Origin of the sequence: Cellulomonas algicola (assembly GCF_019024305.1) — a bacterium.
GTDB classification, from domain to species: Bacteria; Actinomycetota; Actinomycetes; order Actinomycetales; family Cellulomonadaceae; genus Cellulomonas; species Cellulomonas algicola.
On the sequence record NZ_JAHKSJ010000027.1, the window covers coordinates 1 to 15,733 of the forward strand.

Sequence of the window (15,733 nt, forward strand, 5' to 3'; positions counted from 1 at the left end):
CGGCGGGGTCCGCGTGGTCACCGAGCAGATGCCCGGCCTGCGCTCCGCGACCGTCGGGGCGTGGGTCGGCGTCGGCTCGCGCGACGAGGAGTCGGGCCACTTCGGCTCGACGCACTTCCTCGAGCACCTGCTCTTCAAGGGCACGGCCCGCCGGTCCGCGATGGACATCGCCGAGGCGTTCGACGCCGTCGGTGGCGAGGCCAACGCGGCGACCGGCAAGGAGCACACGTGCTACTACGCGCGGGTGCTCGACACCGACCTGCCCATGGCGGTCGACGTCATCGCGGACATGGTGACCTCGGCGCGGATCGACGCCGACGAGCTCGAGACCGAGCGCGGCGTCATCCTCGAAGAGCTCGCCATGAACGACGACGACCCGAGCGACGTCGTGCACGAGCAGTTCGCGACCGCGGTGCTGGGCGCGCACCCGCTGGGCCGTCCCATCGGCGGGACGCCCGACACGATCCGCGCGGTCCCGCGCGACGCGGTCTGGGAGCACTACCGCTGGCACTACACGCCGTCGACGCTCGTCGTCACCGCGGCCGGGGGCGTCGACCACGACGTCATGTGCGCGCAGGTCGCCGACGCGCTCGCGACCGGCGGCTGGACGCTCGGCGACGACGCCGTACCGACGGGCCGTCGCCCGATCACCTCGCGGGCGCTGCTCGCGGGCTCGGCCGGCATCCCCGGCGACGGGGTCGAGCTGACCGTCCGCCGGCACACCGAGCAGGCCAACGTCATCGTCGGGGGGACCTCGCTCACCGCGACCGACGACCGCCGGTTCACGCTCTCGGTGCTCAACGCGGTCCTGGGCGGCGGCATGTCGTCGCGCCTGTTCCAGGAGATCCGCGAGAAGCGCGGCCTCGCGTACTCGACGTACTCGTACGCGTCCGGGCACGCCGACACGGGCGTCTTCGGGCTGTACGCCGGGTGCGCGCCGGGCAAGGTCGACGAGGTCGTCGCGCTCATGCTCGCCGAGTGGGAGCGGCTCGCGCAGGACGGCATCACGTCGGCCGAGCTCGAGCGGTCACGCGGCCAGCTGGCCGGAGGGCTCGTGCTCGGCATGGAGGACACCGGCTCGCGCATGAGCCGCCTCGGCAAGGCCGAGCTCGTCCACGGCGAGCTGCTGAGCATCGACGAGTCGCTCGAGCGCATCCGCGCGGTCACCGCCGCCGACGTGCAGGAGCTCGCGGCCGAGCTCGCGTCGCGGCCCCGCTCCGTGGTGCGCGTCGGACCGTTCGGCGACTGACGCTCCCGGCACCGGGCCCGGCGCGGCGGTCTCACCCGTCCGCCGGGCCGATCGGCCCACCGGGCCGGCCGTCGGCGCGCGATCATGGGGTATGGCCGTCGAGTACCGCAGGTTCACCCCGCCCGCGGCGGCGCGTGACCTCGTCGAGCACCTGTGGGTCGTGCGCCAGCCGGCGGGCGTCGTCACGCGCGAGGTGCTGCTGCCGGACGGGCACGGCCTCGCGCTCGTGACGCTCGGTGCGCGCGGGTCGCACGTCGACGCGCTCACCCGACGCCGGACCGCCGACGGACCGGGTGTGCGCGGCCCGTCGAGCCGGCCCGTCGTCCGCGAGCAGCCCGGTCCGTCGGTCCGGCTCGGCGCCCAGCTCGGTCCGCTCGCGCTCGCGCGGCTGCGCGTGCACGTCGCACCCGACGACGTCGTCCCGCTCGACCGGGCCTTCGCGACGGCCGACGTCGCGGCCTGCCAGGCGGCGCTCGAGGCGGGCGACGACGCGCGCGCCGTGGAGCTGCTCGGCGCCGCGCTGACCGGGGCGCTCGCCACGACCGACGAGCCCCCGGAGCTCACACTGCTCGAGCCTGCGATCCAGGAGGTCCTCGCGTCGCGCGGTCTCGTCACCGTCGCCGACCTCGCGCGCGCGGCGGAGCTGCCCGTCGGCACGCTGCACCGGTGGTCGGTCGAGCACCTCGGGCTCACGCCCGACGCGTTGCTCGCGGCGGTGCGGTTCTCCGCGTTCGTGCGCGACGCCGTCGGTCCCGGTCCGGTCCGCCCGGAGGACGCGCTCGGTGCGATCCGCTGGTACGTGCAGGCGGGCTACCCGCCGCGCGAGGTCGAGCGGTTCACCGGTTCGACGCCGCTCGAGCTGCGGCGCATCGAGCAGGGGATCGCGGCGGCGCTGGGGGCACCGGTCGCCGGATAGGGTTGCACCCCGTGAGCGAACCGATCAGGGTGGCCGTCCTCGGCGCGGCCGGACGCATGGGCTCGACCGTCGTGCAGGCCGTCGACGACGCCCCCGACCTCGAGCTGGCCGTCGCGCTCGACGCGGGCGGCGACCTGTCCGCGGTCGTGGACGCGGGCGCCCACGTGGCCGTCGACTTCACCGTCCCCTCGGTCACCGAGGGCAACGTGCACGCGCTCGTCGACGCGGGTGTGCACGCCGTCGTCGGCACGACCGGCTGGGACGACGAGTCGCTGGCCCGGGTCCGCGACCACCTCGCCGACCGTCCGGGCGTGGGCGTGCTCGTCGCGCCGAACTTCGCGATCGGCGCCGTGCTGGCCATGGTGTTCGCGGCGCGCGCCGCGCGCTGGTTCGAGTCCGCCGAGGTCGTCGAGCTGCACCACCCGAACAAGGTCGACGCGCCCTCCGGCACCGCGCGCCACACGGCGGCGGGGATCGCCGCGGCCCGGGCCGCCGCAGGACTGGGCCCCATGCCCGACGCGACCGAGCAGACCCTCGACGGCGCGCGGGGCGCGGACGTCGACGGCGTGCGCGTCCATGCGGTCCGGCTGCGCGGCCTCGTCGCGCACGAGGAGATCCTGCTCGGCAACGCGGGGGAGCAGCTGACGATCCGGCACGACTCGTTCGACCGCGTGAGCTTCATGCCCGGCGTGCTGCTGGGCGTGCGCGAGGTCGGCCGACGCCCCGGCCTGACGGTCGGCCTCGAGCACCTGCTCGACCTCTGACCGTGGCTGAGCCCTCCCGCCGCCGGCGGACCGGTATCGCGGCCGCGGTCGCCATGACCGGCCTGCTCGCGCTGTACGTCTGGCTGGTCGCCGTGCGCGCGACGGCGCTCGTCACGAGCGGCGAGCCCGTCGGGGTCGTCCTCGGGATCGCGTTCTGGGTGCTGCCGCTGCTCGTGGTCGGGCTCGTCGCGCGCGAGTGGCGGCTCGCCGTCGACGTGCAGCGGATGGCCGACGAGCTCGCCGACGCCGACGAGCTGCCCGTCGACACGCTCCCGCGGTCGCCGGGCGGGCGGATCGACCGTGCCGCGGCGCGCGAGGCGTTCGAGGACGCGCGCGCCGTCGTCGACGGTGCGCCCGAGGACTGGCGCTCCTGGTACCACCTCGCGTTCGCGTACGACGCGGCGGGGGACCGGCGACGCGCCCGCGAGTCGCTGCGGACCGCGAGCCGGCTGCACCGCGCGGCCTGACGAGCCCGTCGGCCGGTCGTGCCGGGCGGAGCCGCCGGGAGACGGCGCGCCGCGCTCCGGCGTGCCAGTGCTCGGACGTGCCTGGGCGCGGACGTGCGTGGCGCCGACGGGCGTGTCGCCGACGTGCGTGGCGCCGACGCGGGCAGTCGTCCGGCGGTGGTCAGATGGAGGCGGACCAGCGGCGCTCGACGACGATGCGCTCGGCGCCCTGCGCGTCCCGTGCGGGAGCGAGCTCACGCACCGCACCGTCCGCCCCCAGCCCGCACGACGCGAGGAACTGCTCGCGAGCGCTGTCGCCGTCGAGCACCCACGTGAGGACCTGGTCGGCCCCGTCCGCGCGGAGCAGGTCGACGGCCGCGGCGAGCAGCCGCGACCCGTGACCCTGGCGCTGCCGCAGCGGCTCGACCTCGAGCGCGAGGACCACGCCGCCCGGTGCGGCGGTCGGGTCGTCGGCCGGCGCGGGCACGGGGGCGACGGACGCGACGCCGACGACCGCAGGCCCGTCGCACGCCACGAGCACGTGGAAGCCGGTCGACGGCGGGGACGTGATCGCGGTGGACCAGCGGTCCCGCACGGCGTCCTCGTCGACGAGCGCGAGCGCCTCGCTGCCGAGCGCGTCGGCGTGCGCGAGCCGCCACGCGGCGACCTGCACGCGTGCGATGCGGCTCTCGTCACCGGGGACGGCGGGCCGGACGGAGACGTCGGCGTTCACGCGGCACCGCCCGGGACGGCCGGGCCGCGTCGCACGGTCGCGGTCGCCCGCGAGGTCGAGGCGCCGGACGGGCACCACCGGTCGTTCAGCACGGGGTCCTCCGGAGGATCAGGCCGCCGGTGCGCGGCGACCGGCGGGTCGGGCGAGGCTATCAAGCGGGGGCGGCGTTCCCGTCGCCCGGGACGGACGCCGGAGCCGTCCGTGCGTCAGGGCATGCCGAGCGCGCGCAGCACCGCGGCGGTGACGGCCGCGAGGAGCACGACCACGACGAACGGCGCGCGCAGCGCGAGCGCGATGGCCGCGACGGCGAGCGCGGGGAGGCGGGCGTCGAGGACGATCGCGCGTCCGGTGGTGGCCGCCTGGACGGCGACGAGCGCGGACAGCAGCGCGACCGTCACGAGCGCGGCGGCGCGCGCGACGCGCGGCTCGGCGAGCCAGTGCTCGGGGACCAGGTGGCCGACGAGCTTGAGGCCGAGGCAGACCAGGCCCGCGACGACGATCGCGACCCACAGGACGACGTCGCTCACGAGGCCGCCCCTTCACGTGCGGGGGCGGCGTCGGTGGGGTCGGGCGGCGCCGCGACGACGCCGACGACGATCGCGACGGCAGCGGCGAGCAGGACGGGGACACCGGCGGGCACGAACGGCGTGGCGGCGAGCGCGACGAGGACCGCACCGACGGCGACCAGACGCGCGAGGTGGGCCGACGGGCCTGTGAGCCGGGGCCACACGAGCGCGAGGAACGCGGCGGCCGCAGCGGCGTCGAGGCCGTACCGGCGCGGGTCGCCGAGCGCGTCGCCGAGCACGGCGCCGGCGAGAGTGAACGCGTTCCAGAGCACGAACACGCCGACCCCGGTCCACCAGAACCCCGCCCGGGCCGCGGGCCGCCCGTGCTGCGCGGTGCCCACCGCCGTCGACTCGTCGATCGTGAGGTGCGCGGCGAGCAGGCGGCGCCACCCGTGCACGCCGAGCAGCGGCGCGACCTGCGGACCGTAGAGCCCGTTCCGGACGCCGAGCAGGCCGGCGGTCGCGATCGCGGCACCGGCCGCGCCGCCCGCGCCGATGACGCCGATGAACGCGAACTGCGAGCCGCCGGAGAACATGAGGATGCTGAGCGCCGCCGTCTGGGGGAGGTCCAGCCCGGCCGCGACCGCGAGCGCGCCGAAGGACACGCCGTACAGGCCCGTCGCGACCGACACCGACACCGCCTGGCGGACGGCCGCCCGCGTCTCGTCGTCCCGTGCCACGCGCGCCACTGTCGCACACGGAGGGCCGGTGCCCGCGACGCGCCCGGTCAGAGCGCGACGTACACCGGCTCGAGGTACTCCTCGAGGCCCGCCTCGCCGCCCTCGCGCCCGAGCCCGGACGACTTCACGCCGCCGAACGGTGCGCTCGCGTCGGAGACCATGCCGCGGTTCACACCGAGCATCCCGGTCTCCAGGGCCTCCGCGAGCCGCATGACGCGTCCGACGTCGCGCGTGTACGCGTACGCGACCAGCCCGAACGGCGTGCCGTTGGCCAGGCGGACGCCGTCCTCCTCGGACCCGAACGTCACGACGGGCGCGACGGGGCCGAAGATCTCCTCGCGGACGAGCCGCGCGTCGGGGTCGACCCGGTCGACGACCGTCGGAGCGTAGAAGTACCCGGGCCGGTCGGGCCGCGCGCCGCCCACGTGCACGCGCGCGCCGCCGTCCACGGCCTGGGCCACGACCTCCTCGACGCGGTCGACCGCCGACGCCTCGATGAGCGGCCCGACGGTCGTGCCGGGCTCGGCGCCGTGCCCGACCACGAGGTCGCCGAACGCCGCCGTGAGCCGGCGCGTGAACTCCTCCGCGACGCCCTCCTGCACGAGGAACCGGTTGGCCGCGACGCACGTCTGGCCCGCGTTGCGCATCTTCGCCTGCACGGCGCCCTCGACCGCGGCGTCCAGGTCGGCGTCGTCGAACACGAGGAACGGCGCGTTGCCGCCGAGCTCCATCGACGTGCGCAGGATGCGGTCCGCGGACGCCTTGAGCAGCGTCGCCCCGACCTCGGTCGAGCCCGTGAACGACAGCTTGCGCAGCCGCGGGTCGGCGAGCAGCGGGCCCGACACGGTCCGCGCCGACGACGTGGGCACGACGTTGAGCACGCCCGTCGGCAGGTCGCGCGCGTCGAGCTCCTCCCGGACGATCTCCGCGACGAACGCCGTGGTGAGCGGGGTGAGCTGCGCGGGCTTGACGACGGCGGTGCAGCCCGCGGCGAGGGCGGGCGCGACCTTGCGCGCGATCATCGCGATCGGGAAGTTCCACGGCGCGATGAGCAGCGCCGGACCCACGGGGCGTCGCAGCACGAGCTGGTGGTGCGTCCCCGCGGGTGCGCGCCGGGCCAGGCCGTCGACGCGCACCGCCTGCTCGGAGTACCAGCGCACGTACTCGGCGGCGTAGGCGACCTCGGCGCGCGACTCCGCGAGCGGCTTGCCGCCCTCCGCGGTGACGAGCGCCGCGACGTCCTCGGTGCGGCGCGTCAGGGTGTCGAACACGGCGCGCAGCAGCTCGGCGCGGACGCGCGGCGGTGCGGCGCGCCACTCCTCGAAGCAGTCGTCGGCGGCCGTGAGCGCGTCGAGCGCGTCCTGCTCGTCGCCGTCGGCCACGTCGAACAGGACCTCGGTCGTGGCGGGGTCGGACACCTCGAACGTGCGCCCCGAGCTCGCGGGGCGCCACGCGCCGCCGACGAGGACGCCCGTGGGGACGTGCGCGGCGACCGTGGGGGGCAGGTGCGGGGACGTCGTCGTCATCGGTCCAGTGTCGCCCGACCGCTGCGCGGGCACACCAGGAACGCGTGTCGGACGTCGTCCGACCGACCGGCCGGTCGGCCCGTCGGGTGCAGGCGGGGACGACGGGCACCGCGCCGACGGGTCGGTCCCACGGCAGGTCGCGTCGACCTAGCATGCGGCCGTGAGCCTGAACCTGGTGTGGGCGCAGACCCCCGCGGGAGTCATCGGCGCGGACGGGCGCATCCCGTGGCACGTGCCCGAGGACCAGGCGCGGTTCCGCCGGCTCACGACCGGGCACGCGGTCGTCATGGGCCGGGCGACGTGGCAGTCGCTGCCCCCGCGCGTCCGCCCGCTGCCGGGGCGCCGCAACGTCGTCCTCTCGCGGGACCCGGCGTTCACGGCGCCCGGGGCCGAGGTCGCCCGCTCGTTCGCGGACGCGCTCGCGCTCGTCGGCGACGACGAGACGTGGGTGATCGGCGGTCGGGCGGTGCTCGACGCCGCCCTCCCGGTCGCCGACCGGGCGGAGGTCACGCTCGTCGACCTCGACGTCCCCGGGGACACGGACGCGCCGCGGCTCGACCCGGGGGAGTGGCGCGAGCAGGACCCCGACGACACCACCGGCCGGTGGCAGACGTCGGGCGACGTCCGGTTCCGCTACCGCACCTGGGTGCGGCGCTGAGCGAGGTCCGGCGCGTGGTCCGGGCACCTGGGCAGGTCCGCCGGGCGGTACCGTGAGCGCATGACCCGCGCCGCCACGCCCGCCCGTCCGTTCGGGGCCGTGCTCACCGCGATGGTGACGCCGATGACCCCCGACGGTGCCGTCGACCTCGGTGCGGCGGTCACCCTCGCGAAGCGTCTGGTCGAGCAGGGCAACGACGGCCTCGTGCTCAACGGCACGACGGGCGAGGCACCGACCACGCACGCGCCTGAGAAGGCCGAGCTCGTGCAGGCCGTCGTCGAGGCCGTCGGCGACGACGCGTTCGTGCTCGCGGGCGCCGGGTCCAACGACACCGCGCACGCCGTCCGGATGGCCGAGCAGGCCGCCGAGGCGGGCGCGCACGGGCTGCTCGTGGTCTCCCCGTACTACTCGCGCCCGTCGCAGGCCGGCCTCGTCGCGCACGTCACGGCGATCGCCGACGCGACCGACGTGCCCGTCATGCTCTACGACGTCCCCGGCCGCACCGGCGTGCGCTTCGCACCCGAGAGCATCGCCACGCTCGCCGCGCACGACCGCGTCGTCGCGATGAAGGACGCGTCCGGCGACGCGTTCACCGCCACGAAGGTGATCGCGCGCACGGGCCTCGCCTGGTACTCGGGCGACGACGGTGCGCTCCTCACGCTCCTCGCCGCGGGTGCCGTCGGCATCGTCAGCGTCTCCGGCCACGTCGCCGGACCCCAGCTCGCGGCCGTCGTGCGCGCCTGGGACGCGGGCGACCACGCCGAGGCGCTGCGCCGGTTCCGTGCCGTGGTGCCCGCGATCGACGCCCTCAACGGCGCCGGCTTCCAGGGCGTCGCCGCCAAGGCCGCGTGCGAGATCCTCGGCCTCATCCCCACCCGTGCCACGCGGCTGCCGCTCGTGCCCGCGACCGACGACGAGGTCGACGCGATCCGGGACGGCCTGCGCGCCGCCGGACTGCTCGACGTCGCGCTCCGCTGACCCAGGAGAGATCTTTGAGCCACCCCCACCCCGAGCTCACCCTGCCCCCCGCGCTGCCCGACGGCGGCCTGCGCGTCGTCGCCCTCGGCGGCCTCGGCGAGGTGGGCCGCAACATGGCGGTCCTCGAGTACGCCGGCCGGCTGCTCGTCATCGACTGCGGCGTCCTGTTCCCCGAGGACCACCAGCCCGGAGTCGACCTGATCCTCCCGGACTTCGACTACATCCGGGACCGGCTCGACGACATCGAGGCGATCGTGCTCACGCACGGGCACGAGGACCACATCGGCGCCGTCCCGTACCTGCTGCGGCTGCGGCGCGACATCCCGCTGGTCGGCTCGCAGCTGACGCTCGCGTTCGTCGAGGCGAAGCTCAAGGAGCACCGGATCCAGCCGTTCACGCTGGCGGTGCGCGAGGGCCAGACGGAGACGCTCGGCGTGTTCGAGTGCGAGTTCGTCGCGGTGAACCACTCGATCCCCGACGCGCTCGCGGTCGCGGTGCGCACCGGTGCGGGCACCGTGCTGCACACCGGCGACTTCAAGATGGACCAGCTCCCGCTCGACGGGCGCATCACCGACCTGCGGGCGTTCGCGCGGCTCGGCGAGCAGGGCGTCGACCTGTTCATGGTCGACTCGACCAACGCCGAGGTGCCCGGGTTCGTCGCGCAGGAACGCGGCATCGGCCCGGTGCTCGACTCGGTGTTCGCGGACTCGACCAAGCGGATCATCGTCGCGTCGTTCGCGTCGCACGTGCACCGCGTCCAGCAGGTCCTCGACGCGGCCGTCGCGCACGGCCGGCGCGTCGCGCTGGTCGGCCGCTCGATGGTCCGCAACATGGCCATCGCGTCCGAGCTCGGCTACCTCACCGTCCCCGACGGCGTGCTCATCGACCTCAAGGGCGTCGACAGCCTGCCCGACGACGAGGTCGTCCTCATGTGCACGGGCTCGCAGGGCGAGCCGATGGCGGCCCTGTCGCGCATCGCGAACAACGACCACAAGGTGTCCGTCGGCCCCGGCGACACCGTGATCCTCGCGTCGTCGCTCATCCCCGGGAACGAGAACGCGGTGTTCCGCGTCATCAACGGGCTGACCCGCCTCGGCGCGCGCGTCGTGCACTCGGGCAACGCGAAGGTCCACGTGTCCGGCCACGCGAGCGCCGGCGAGCTCCTGTACTGCTACAACATCCTCAAGCCCCGCAACGTCATGCCGGTGCACGGCGAGGTGCGGCACCTCGTCGCGAACGCGGCGCTCGCGGTCCAGACCGGTGTGCCGGCCGACCGGGTCGTGCTCGCCGAGGACGGCGTCGTGGTCGACCTGGTGGACGGCAAGGCGTCGGTCGTCGGTGCGGTCCCGTGCGGCTACGTCTACGTCGACGGGTCGAGCGTGGGCGGCATCACCGAGGCGGAGCTCAAGGACCGCCGGATCCTCGGCGACGAGGGATTCATCTCGATCTTCGCGGTGGTCAGCTCGGCCGACGGCAAGGTGCTCGCCGGTCCGCAGATCCACGCGCGCGGGTTCGCCGAGCAGGACGAGGTCTTCGAGGACATCCTCCCGGACCTCACCCGAGCGCTCGAGGAGGCCGCGGCGCAGGGTGCGGTCGACACGCACCAGCTGCAGCAGGTGATGCGTCGCGTCGTCGGGCGCTGGGTGTCGAACCGGCTGCGTCGCCGGCCGATGATCATCCCGGTGGTCGTGGAGGCGTAGCCGCGCCGACGGCCACGTTGGCCTCGCCGGCGGGCACCGCCTCGACGGGCTCGTCGGCGCGCGGTGCCCGACCCGAGGTGCGCCGCGACGCAGCCGCGGAGCCGACGAGGATCAGCGCGGTCGCGACGGCGACGGTCACGGTGAGCGGCTCGTCGAGGACCAGCGCCCCCAGAAGCACCGCGACGACCGGGTTGAGGTACGCGACCAGCGTCGAGCGGGCCGCACCGACCTCCGAGATCAGGCCGAAGAAGAGCACGAACGCGACGGCCGTGCAGACCGCGCCGAGCGCCGCGAGCGACAGCACGGCCGGGGTCGAGGGCCACGGGTGCGGGCCCGTGAGGGCGACGACGGGCGCGTACGCGAGCGCGGAGAGCGCGAGGCACGCGGTCGTCAGGGGGATCGGGGGCACGTCGCGCAGGTGGCGGTCCGCGATCATCGGGGCGACCGCGTAGCCCAGCGCCGCGAGCAGCACCTGCGCGACGGCCCACGGGTCGTCCGCTCCGGCGCCCGGGCCGAGCAGGAGGGCGACGCCGCCGAGGGCGACCAGCAGACCGGCCCAGCGCACGAGCGCCACGTGCTCCTTGGCGACGACGCGGGCGACCACGACGGCCAGGATCGGGACGGTCGCGACGAGCAGGCCGGTGAGCGAGCTCGACAGCGTGCGCTCGGCGTTGGAGAGCAGGATCCACGGCCCGACGATCTCGAGGACCGCGAACGCGACGACCGGCCGCCAGTGCCCGCGCAGGACGCGCAGCCCGCCGCCGCGCAGCGCGAACGGGACCAGCAGCAGCGCACCGAGCCCGGTCCGCACGAACACGACCATCGGCGGGGTCACCTCGCCCACCGCGACCTTGATGAGCAGGTACGGCACGCCCCAGATCACGCCCATGGCGACGAGCAGGAGCCAGCCCCGGCGGCTCACGAGCGGCTGCCGAGGGGGTGCGTGGACGTCATGGCGCCACGCTAGGGCCGGCCACCGACAGCGGGCCCCGTCATTCCTGCCGGAAAGCGGCGCGATGCTGCCGCGGGCTCGTCCGGAAGCGGCGGGTGAAGTGCGCGCGGAGCGACGCGGAGGAGCCGAACCCGGCCCGGCGGGCGACGACCTCGACGGGCTCGTCGCCCTGCTCGAGGAGCGCCCGCGCTCGGGCCAGCCGCTGCTCGAGCAGCCACGCGGACGGGCTCGTGCCGGTGCGCGCACGGAACTGGCGCGTGAGGGTGCGCCGCGAGACGTGCGCGTGCGTGGCCCACGTGTCGAGGTCGAGCGGCTCGTCGAGCCGCTGCGCGGCCCAGGCCATCGCGCGCGCGACGGGGTCCGTCCCGTCCGCGGGCGCGACGGGGACCGGCACGAACTGCGCCTGCGACCCGTCGCGGTGCGGCGCGAGGACGAGCGAGCGCGCGACCTCGGCGGCGACGTGCGCGCCCAGGTCCGTGCGGACCACGTGCAGGCAGCAGTCGAGCGCGGCGGCGACGCCGGCCGACGTCACGACGTCCCCGAGGTCCGACCACAGCACGTCCGACCGGACGTGGACCGACGGGTGCCGACGGGCGAGCGTCTCCGCGGCGTGCCAGTGGGTCGCCGCCTCGCGCCCGTCGACGAGGCCGGCGGCGGCCACGACGAACGCGCCGAGGCAGAGGCCGACGACCCGCGCACCGCGCGCGTGCGCGGCCCGGACCGCGTCGAGCAGGTCGGCGGGCGGCTCGCGCGTGAGGTCCCAGCTCGGCAGGACGACGAGGTCGGCGCGCTCGAGCAGGTCGAGCCCGTGCGGGACCCTGATCTCGTACCCGGCCTCGGTCGGCAGCGAGCCGGGGGAGGATGCGCAGACCTGGACGTCGTACGCCGTGCCGCGCAGCGGCCGGGCGCCGAGCACGGCCTGCGGCACGGCGAGGAGGAACGGGCTGATGCCGTCGAACGCGACGACCGCGACGAGCCGGGGCACGTCCCGAGCCTAGTGGCCCGATCCTGGCGACAGGTGTCCTGCGGGCCACTTCCGTCCCGGCAGCCCGCGCGCGACGCTCGTCGTCATGACGACCTCGACTCCCGGTGACCGCCACGACCCCGCCGACACCGTCACGTCCGCCCCGGGGACCTCCACGGGCGCCGACCACGCGCCCGGGAGGCCGACCGGCGACCTGGTGGGCCGCGTCCGGGCGACGTTCGTGGGCGGGCCGACGCTCCTCCTGCACTACGCCGGGCTCGCGTTCCTCACGGACCCCACGTTCGACGCCGCCCCCGCCGAGTACCCGGGCGCGGTGACGCTGCACAAGCTCGTCGGACCCGCCGCCACGCCCGCCGACCTGGGACCCGTCGACGCGGTCCTGCTCTCGCACGACCAGCACGCCGACAACCTCGACGTCAGCGGCCGCGCGCTGCTCGCCGACGTGCCGCTCGTGCTGTCCACGCCCGACGCCGCCGCGCGCGTGCCCGGGGTCCGCGGCCTCGCCCCGTGGGAGGAGACCCGCGTCGGCGACCGCGTGCGCGTGACCGCGGTGCCCGCGGTGCACGGCCCGCCCGGGGCCGAGGCGCTCAGCGGGCAGGTCACCGGGTTCGTGCTGCGCGCGGCGGGGGAGCCGACCGTCTACGTGTCGGGCGACAACGCGCAGGTCGACGTCGTCGCGCAGGTCGCCGAGCGGTTCCCCGACGTCGCGGTCGCGGTGCTGTTCGTCGGGGGTGCGAACGTCGGGCGGTTCGGTGCCGAGCCGCTCACGCTCGACGCCGGGCGTGCGGTCGCCGCGACCGCGCTGCTGGCCGGTGCTCGCGTCGTCCCGGTGCACCACACCGACTGGGCGCACTTCGTCGACCCGCTCGACGCGTTCGTGGAGGCCGCGCGCGCCGCGGATCTGGAGGACCGGCTCGTCGTCCTGGAGCGCGGCGTGCCGACCACGGTCTGACGCCGGCCACCGACGTACGTGCGGGGGTGCGGCCAGGCGGCCGCCGGCCGCCCGACGCGCTGATCGCGGACGAGCCGGCCAGCCCCCGGCGTGACCGTCGTTCGTGGCCGGTCGGCTCACGCCCGCTCGAGGCCGCGGAACTCGGCCAGGCGCTCGTGCTCGACGTCCACGGCGCGCTCGACGTCGCGCGACCACGGCAGCCAGGGGTCGAGCTCGAGGCCGAGCCGCCGGCCCTTGGCGCGCGGTCGCCAGGTGCCCACGACGTCCCCGTCCACGAGCACGGCACCGGGCCGGCCGAGCACCGGCCACAGCGTCCGGCGCCTGGAGGCGTCGGGCACGAGCGTCTCCCGGTCCCGCGACTGGAGGAACAGGTCGTAGGGGCCGAGCAGCCGGACGACGGGTGGCTCGTCGCGTGCCCCCGCGTCCGCGAGCGCGTCGACGTCCGCGGCGAGCACCGAGCGGGGCGCGCCGTCCACCTCGACGTCGACCGCGTCGGACGGCCAGCGCTCGCGGACGTCCGCGACGGGTGCGTCGAGGAACACGGCGACGTGCTTCGGGTCGAGCGGGCCGAGCAGGTGCAGCAGCAGCCGCACGGGGTCGAGCACGTCGGGACGCGCCGATCGGCGGCGCTCGACGCTGCCGACGCGCGACGCGGGCCAGCCCGGGATGCGGCGCACCACGGGCGGGGACGTGCCCGGCTCGAGCTCGAGTCCGCCGTGCAGCGCGGCGAGCCGGAAGGTCATCTCCCACATGTGGGTCGCGCGGCACGCCCGGCACCACCGCACGTAGGGCTCGGGGAGCTCCTGCGTCATGCGCGTGGAGAGCGCGCCCTTGACCGTGGGCTCCGTGACGACCGTGCGCATGGTGCGCGCGGCGTGCGTGAGGCCGTCGACCGGGCGGATCCCCGCGGCACGCAGCGGCTTCGCGGCGTCGTAGACGCGCGCGCCGGCGTCGGCGTCGGAGAAGGGCCGCAGCGCCGCCTGCACGTCGCGCAGCGCGTCGCGCCGGTACGCGTGCGGCGCTCCGCGGAGCGACCAGACGAGCGCGAGGTCGTCCTGCGGCCATGCGCGCGCCTGCACGGGAACGCCCCGGACGGCGAGCGCCCACAGCGCGCCGTCGGGTCCCGTGTCCTGCGCACCGAGGTCGAGGACGGCGGCGTCGGTCACGGCGCGTGCCGGGTCGACGGGCCGGTCGAGCTGCTGGACGTGCAGGCGGTACCGCAGCACCTGGTCGCGGCTCACGGACAGGACTCCCACGGACCCACCGTCCCACGGCGGTCCGACAGGACCCCGGCGGACCGGTCGGCGGGCGCGCGTCGCCCGGACGGCCCGGCGCGGGTCATGACACCCCGCGGCGCCTACGGCTGCCCGTCGTGGCGACCCGCGCCGCCCCGGTGCGAGCATCGTGAAGACCCCCGCCGGCCGCGCACGTTCCGCCGTGCGCCGTCGTCGCCTACGCGTCGCGGAGGATTCCCGGCCCGGCCGCGCGCAGCACGGACTCGTACCGCGCGGTCGCGGCCTCGGCGTCTCCGGGCAGGAGGCCGCCCAGCTCGAGGTCGACGAGCCCGTGCACGAGCGCCCACAGGCCCTCCGCGGCACGGTCGGCACGCTCGTCGGCGACGGGTGCACCCCCGGCGCGCAGGACGGCGTGCGCGGCGTCGCGCAGCACGCGGAACGTGGCGTCCTGCGTCGCAGGTGCGTCGGCGGGCTCGTCGGCGGGCTCGTCGAGGGGCCGGGGCCCGAACATGACGCGGTAGAAGTGCGGCTCGTCGACGGCCCAGCGGCGGTAGGCGAGCCCGAGCGCGAGGAGGTCCTCGCCGGGGTCGTCGGTGCGCGGTGCCGCGGCGAGCGACGCGGCGAAACGTGCGGCGGCCTCGGCGCCGACGGCGTGCAGGAGCGCGTCGCGGCCGCCGAACAGCGAGTAGACGGCCGACGCGGACGTGCCCGCGGCGCGGGCGACGTCGCGCACGGTGACCGCGTCGGGCCCGCCGCGCGAGATCGCGCGCGACGTCGCGTCGAGGAGGCGGGCGCGCAAGGCGTCGTCGTGCAGCCGGGGGCGTGCCATGCGGGGAGTCTACGGGCTTGACGGACGTTTGCGAACGATGTTCCATAACAACGTTCGTAAACTAGAGCCCCTGAGGAGGACCCGTGATCGAGCTCAGCGAGGCCGCACGCATCACCGCCGGGATCGTGGCGCTGACCGTCGTCGGCATCGAGTCCGGCGGGTGGTTCCTCCTGCGCGTCGGCGGCGGCGCCGTGCCCGCCACGGACTTCCAGCGCTCCTTCTTCCGCGCCGGTCACGCACACGCGGGCGTGCTCGTCACCCTCGGGCTCGTGTGCCTGCTGCTCGGCGAGGCGACCGCGCTCGACGGGTTCTGGCGCTGGCTGGCCCAGACGGGCGTCCTGGTCGCCGCGATCCTGCTGCCGGCCGGGTTCTTCCTGTCCGCCGTGGGAGCGGGGCGGACGCGCCCCGGCCGGCTCGTCGTGCTCCTGCCCGCCGGGGCGGTGGTGCTCGCGGCCGGCGTGGCGACCCTCGGGGTGGGCCTGCTGACGGCGTGACGTCGGGAGCCGTGGCGTCGGCCGCGGCCGACCACGGACCGGCGGCCGTCCGTGCGACACGCGGCCCCAC

At 76.2% G+C, this 15,733-nt stretch carries 17 protein-coding genes; 9 read left to right on the plus strand and 8 right to left on the minus strand.

Going from position 1 to position 15,733, the window contains the following annotated elements:
* The 4 genes from KOV94_RS17170 to KOV94_RS17185 form a co-directional block, all read left to right on the plus strand.
* Positions 1-1,249, plus strand: a 1,249-nt coding sequence (locus tag KOV94_RS17170) for a M16 family metallopeptidase (RefSeq protein ID WP_218052719.1), incomplete at its 5' end; no start/stop codon positions are given.
* A gap of 91 nt (positions 1,250-1,340) precedes the next feature.
* Positions 1,341-2,165: a hypothetical protein gene (locus tag KOV94_RS17175; protein WP_218052720.1), complete on the plus strand. Its 825-nt coding sequence runs from the start codon at positions 1,341-1,343 to the stop codon at positions 2,163-2,165.
* 11 nt (positions 2,166-2,176) lie between these two features.
* Positions 2,177-2,929, plus strand: coding sequence for a 4-hydroxy-tetrahydrodipicolinate reductase (dapB, locus tag KOV94_RS17180; RefSeq protein ID WP_218052721.1), 753 nt, complete (start codon positions 2,177-2,179; stop codon positions 2,927-2,929).
* Between the two features lie 53 nt (positions 2,930-2,982).
* Positions 2,983-3,396, plus strand: coding sequence for a hypothetical protein (locus KOV94_RS17185; RefSeq protein ID WP_124344068.1), 414 nt, complete (start codon positions 2,983-2,985; stop codon positions 3,394-3,396).
* A gap of 160 nt (positions 3,397-3,556) precedes the next feature.
* Here the strand turns inward: KOV94_RS17185 and KOV94_RS17190 are convergent, their stop codons facing one another.
* The 4 genes from KOV94_RS17190 to KOV94_RS17205 all read right to left on the minus strand — a co-directional run bounded on the left by KOV94_RS17190 (position 3,557) and on the right by KOV94_RS17205 (position 6,880).
* Positions 3,557-4,108: a GNAT family N-acetyltransferase gene (locus tag KOV94_RS17190; RefSeq protein WP_124344067.1), complete on the minus strand. Its 552-nt coding sequence runs from the start codon at positions 4,106-4,108 to the stop codon at positions 3,557-3,559.
* A 206-nt stretch (positions 4,109-4,314) separates the two neighbouring features.
* Positions 4,315-4,635: an AzlD domain-containing protein gene (locus KOV94_RS17195; protein ID WP_124344063.1), complete on the minus strand. Its 321-nt coding sequence runs from the start codon at positions 4,633-4,635 to the stop codon at positions 4,315-4,317.
* Positions 4,632-5,354 carry an AzlC family ABC transporter permease gene (locus KOV94_RS17200; RefSeq protein WP_124344062.1) on the minus strand — a complete coding sequence of 241 codons (723 nt, stop codon included), beginning with the start codon at positions 5,352-5,354 and terminating at the stop codon, positions 4,632-4,634. The genes KOV94_RS17195 and KOV94_RS17200 overlap by 4 nt, the downstream gene beginning before the upstream one ends.
* Before the next feature lie 47 nt (positions 5,355-5,401).
* The gene (locus KOV94_RS17205; protein WP_218052722.1) at positions 5,402-6,880 is read right to left on the minus strand and encodes an NAD-dependent succinate-semialdehyde dehydrogenase; all 1,479 of its coding nucleotides are present in this window, start codon (positions 6,878-6,880) and stop codon (positions 5,402-5,404) included.
* 160 nt (positions 6,881-7,040) lie between these two features.
* On the opposite strand from KOV94_RS17205, the gene KOV94_RS17210 reads away from it, so the two are divergent.
* The 3 genes from KOV94_RS17210 to KOV94_RS17220 are packed head-to-tail and all read left to right on the plus strand — an operon-like array spanning position 7,041 to position 10,216.
* Entirely contained in the window at positions 7,041-7,538 is a 498-nt protein-coding gene (locus tag KOV94_RS17210; protein WP_218052723.1) for a dihydrofolate reductase, read from the plus strand.
* A gap of 60 nt (positions 7,539-7,598) precedes the next feature.
* Positions 7,599-8,516: a 4-hydroxy-tetrahydrodipicolinate synthase gene (gene dapA, locus KOV94_RS17215; RefSeq protein WP_124344059.1), complete on the plus strand. Its 918-nt coding sequence runs from the start codon at positions 7,599-7,601 to the stop codon at positions 8,514-8,516.
* A 14-nt stretch (positions 8,517-8,530) separates the two neighbouring features.
* Positions 8,531-10,216, plus strand: a complete 1,686-nt coding sequence (locus tag KOV94_RS17220; RefSeq protein ID WP_124344058.1) for a ribonuclease J — start codon at positions 8,531-8,533, stop codon at positions 10,214-10,216.
* Here the strand turns inward: KOV94_RS17220 and KOV94_RS17225 are convergent.
* Entirely contained in the window at positions 10,191-11,138 is a 948-nt protein-coding gene (locus tag KOV94_RS17225; protein WP_124344057.1) for a DMT family transporter, read from the minus strand. The two genes, KOV94_RS17220 and KOV94_RS17225, sit on opposite strands and share 26 nt — an antisense overlap.
* A 70-nt stretch (positions 11,139-11,208) precedes the next feature.
* Positions 11,209-12,153, minus strand: coding sequence for a GlxA family transcriptional regulator (locus KOV94_RS21365; protein ID WP_218052724.1), 945 nt, complete (start codon positions 12,151-12,153; stop codon positions 11,209-11,211).
* 85 nt (positions 12,154-12,238) lie between these two features.
* Between KOV94_RS21365 and KOV94_RS17235 the strand changes: the two genes are divergently transcribed.
* Positions 12,239-13,105, plus strand: a complete 867-nt coding sequence (locus KOV94_RS17235; RefSeq protein ID WP_218052725.1) for an MBL fold metallo-hydrolase — start codon at positions 12,239-12,241, stop codon at positions 13,103-13,105.
* Between the two features lie 116 nt (positions 13,106-13,221).
* Here the strand turns inward: KOV94_RS17235 and KOV94_RS17240 are convergent, their stop codons facing one another.
* Entirely contained in the window at positions 13,222-14,361 is a 1,140-nt protein-coding gene (locus tag KOV94_RS17240) for a DNA glycosylase AlkZ-like family protein (RefSeq protein ID WP_218052726.1), read from the minus strand.
* A gap of 196 nt (positions 14,362-14,557) precedes the next feature.
* Positions 14,558-15,169 carry a TetR/AcrR family transcriptional regulator gene (locus KOV94_RS17245; RefSeq protein ID WP_218052727.1) on the minus strand — a complete coding sequence of 204 codons (612 nt, stop codon included), beginning with the start codon at positions 15,167-15,169 and terminating at the stop codon, positions 14,558-14,560.
* A gap of 83 nt (positions 15,170-15,252) precedes the next feature.
* Between KOV94_RS17245 and KOV94_RS17250 the strand changes: the two genes are divergently transcribed.
* On the plus strand, positions 15,253-15,663 hold the full coding sequence (locus KOV94_RS17250) for a hypothetical protein (protein WP_124344053.1): 411 nt from the start codon (positions 15,253-15,255) through the stop codon (positions 15,661-15,663).
* Positions 15,664-15,733 lie beyond the last annotated feature (70 nt).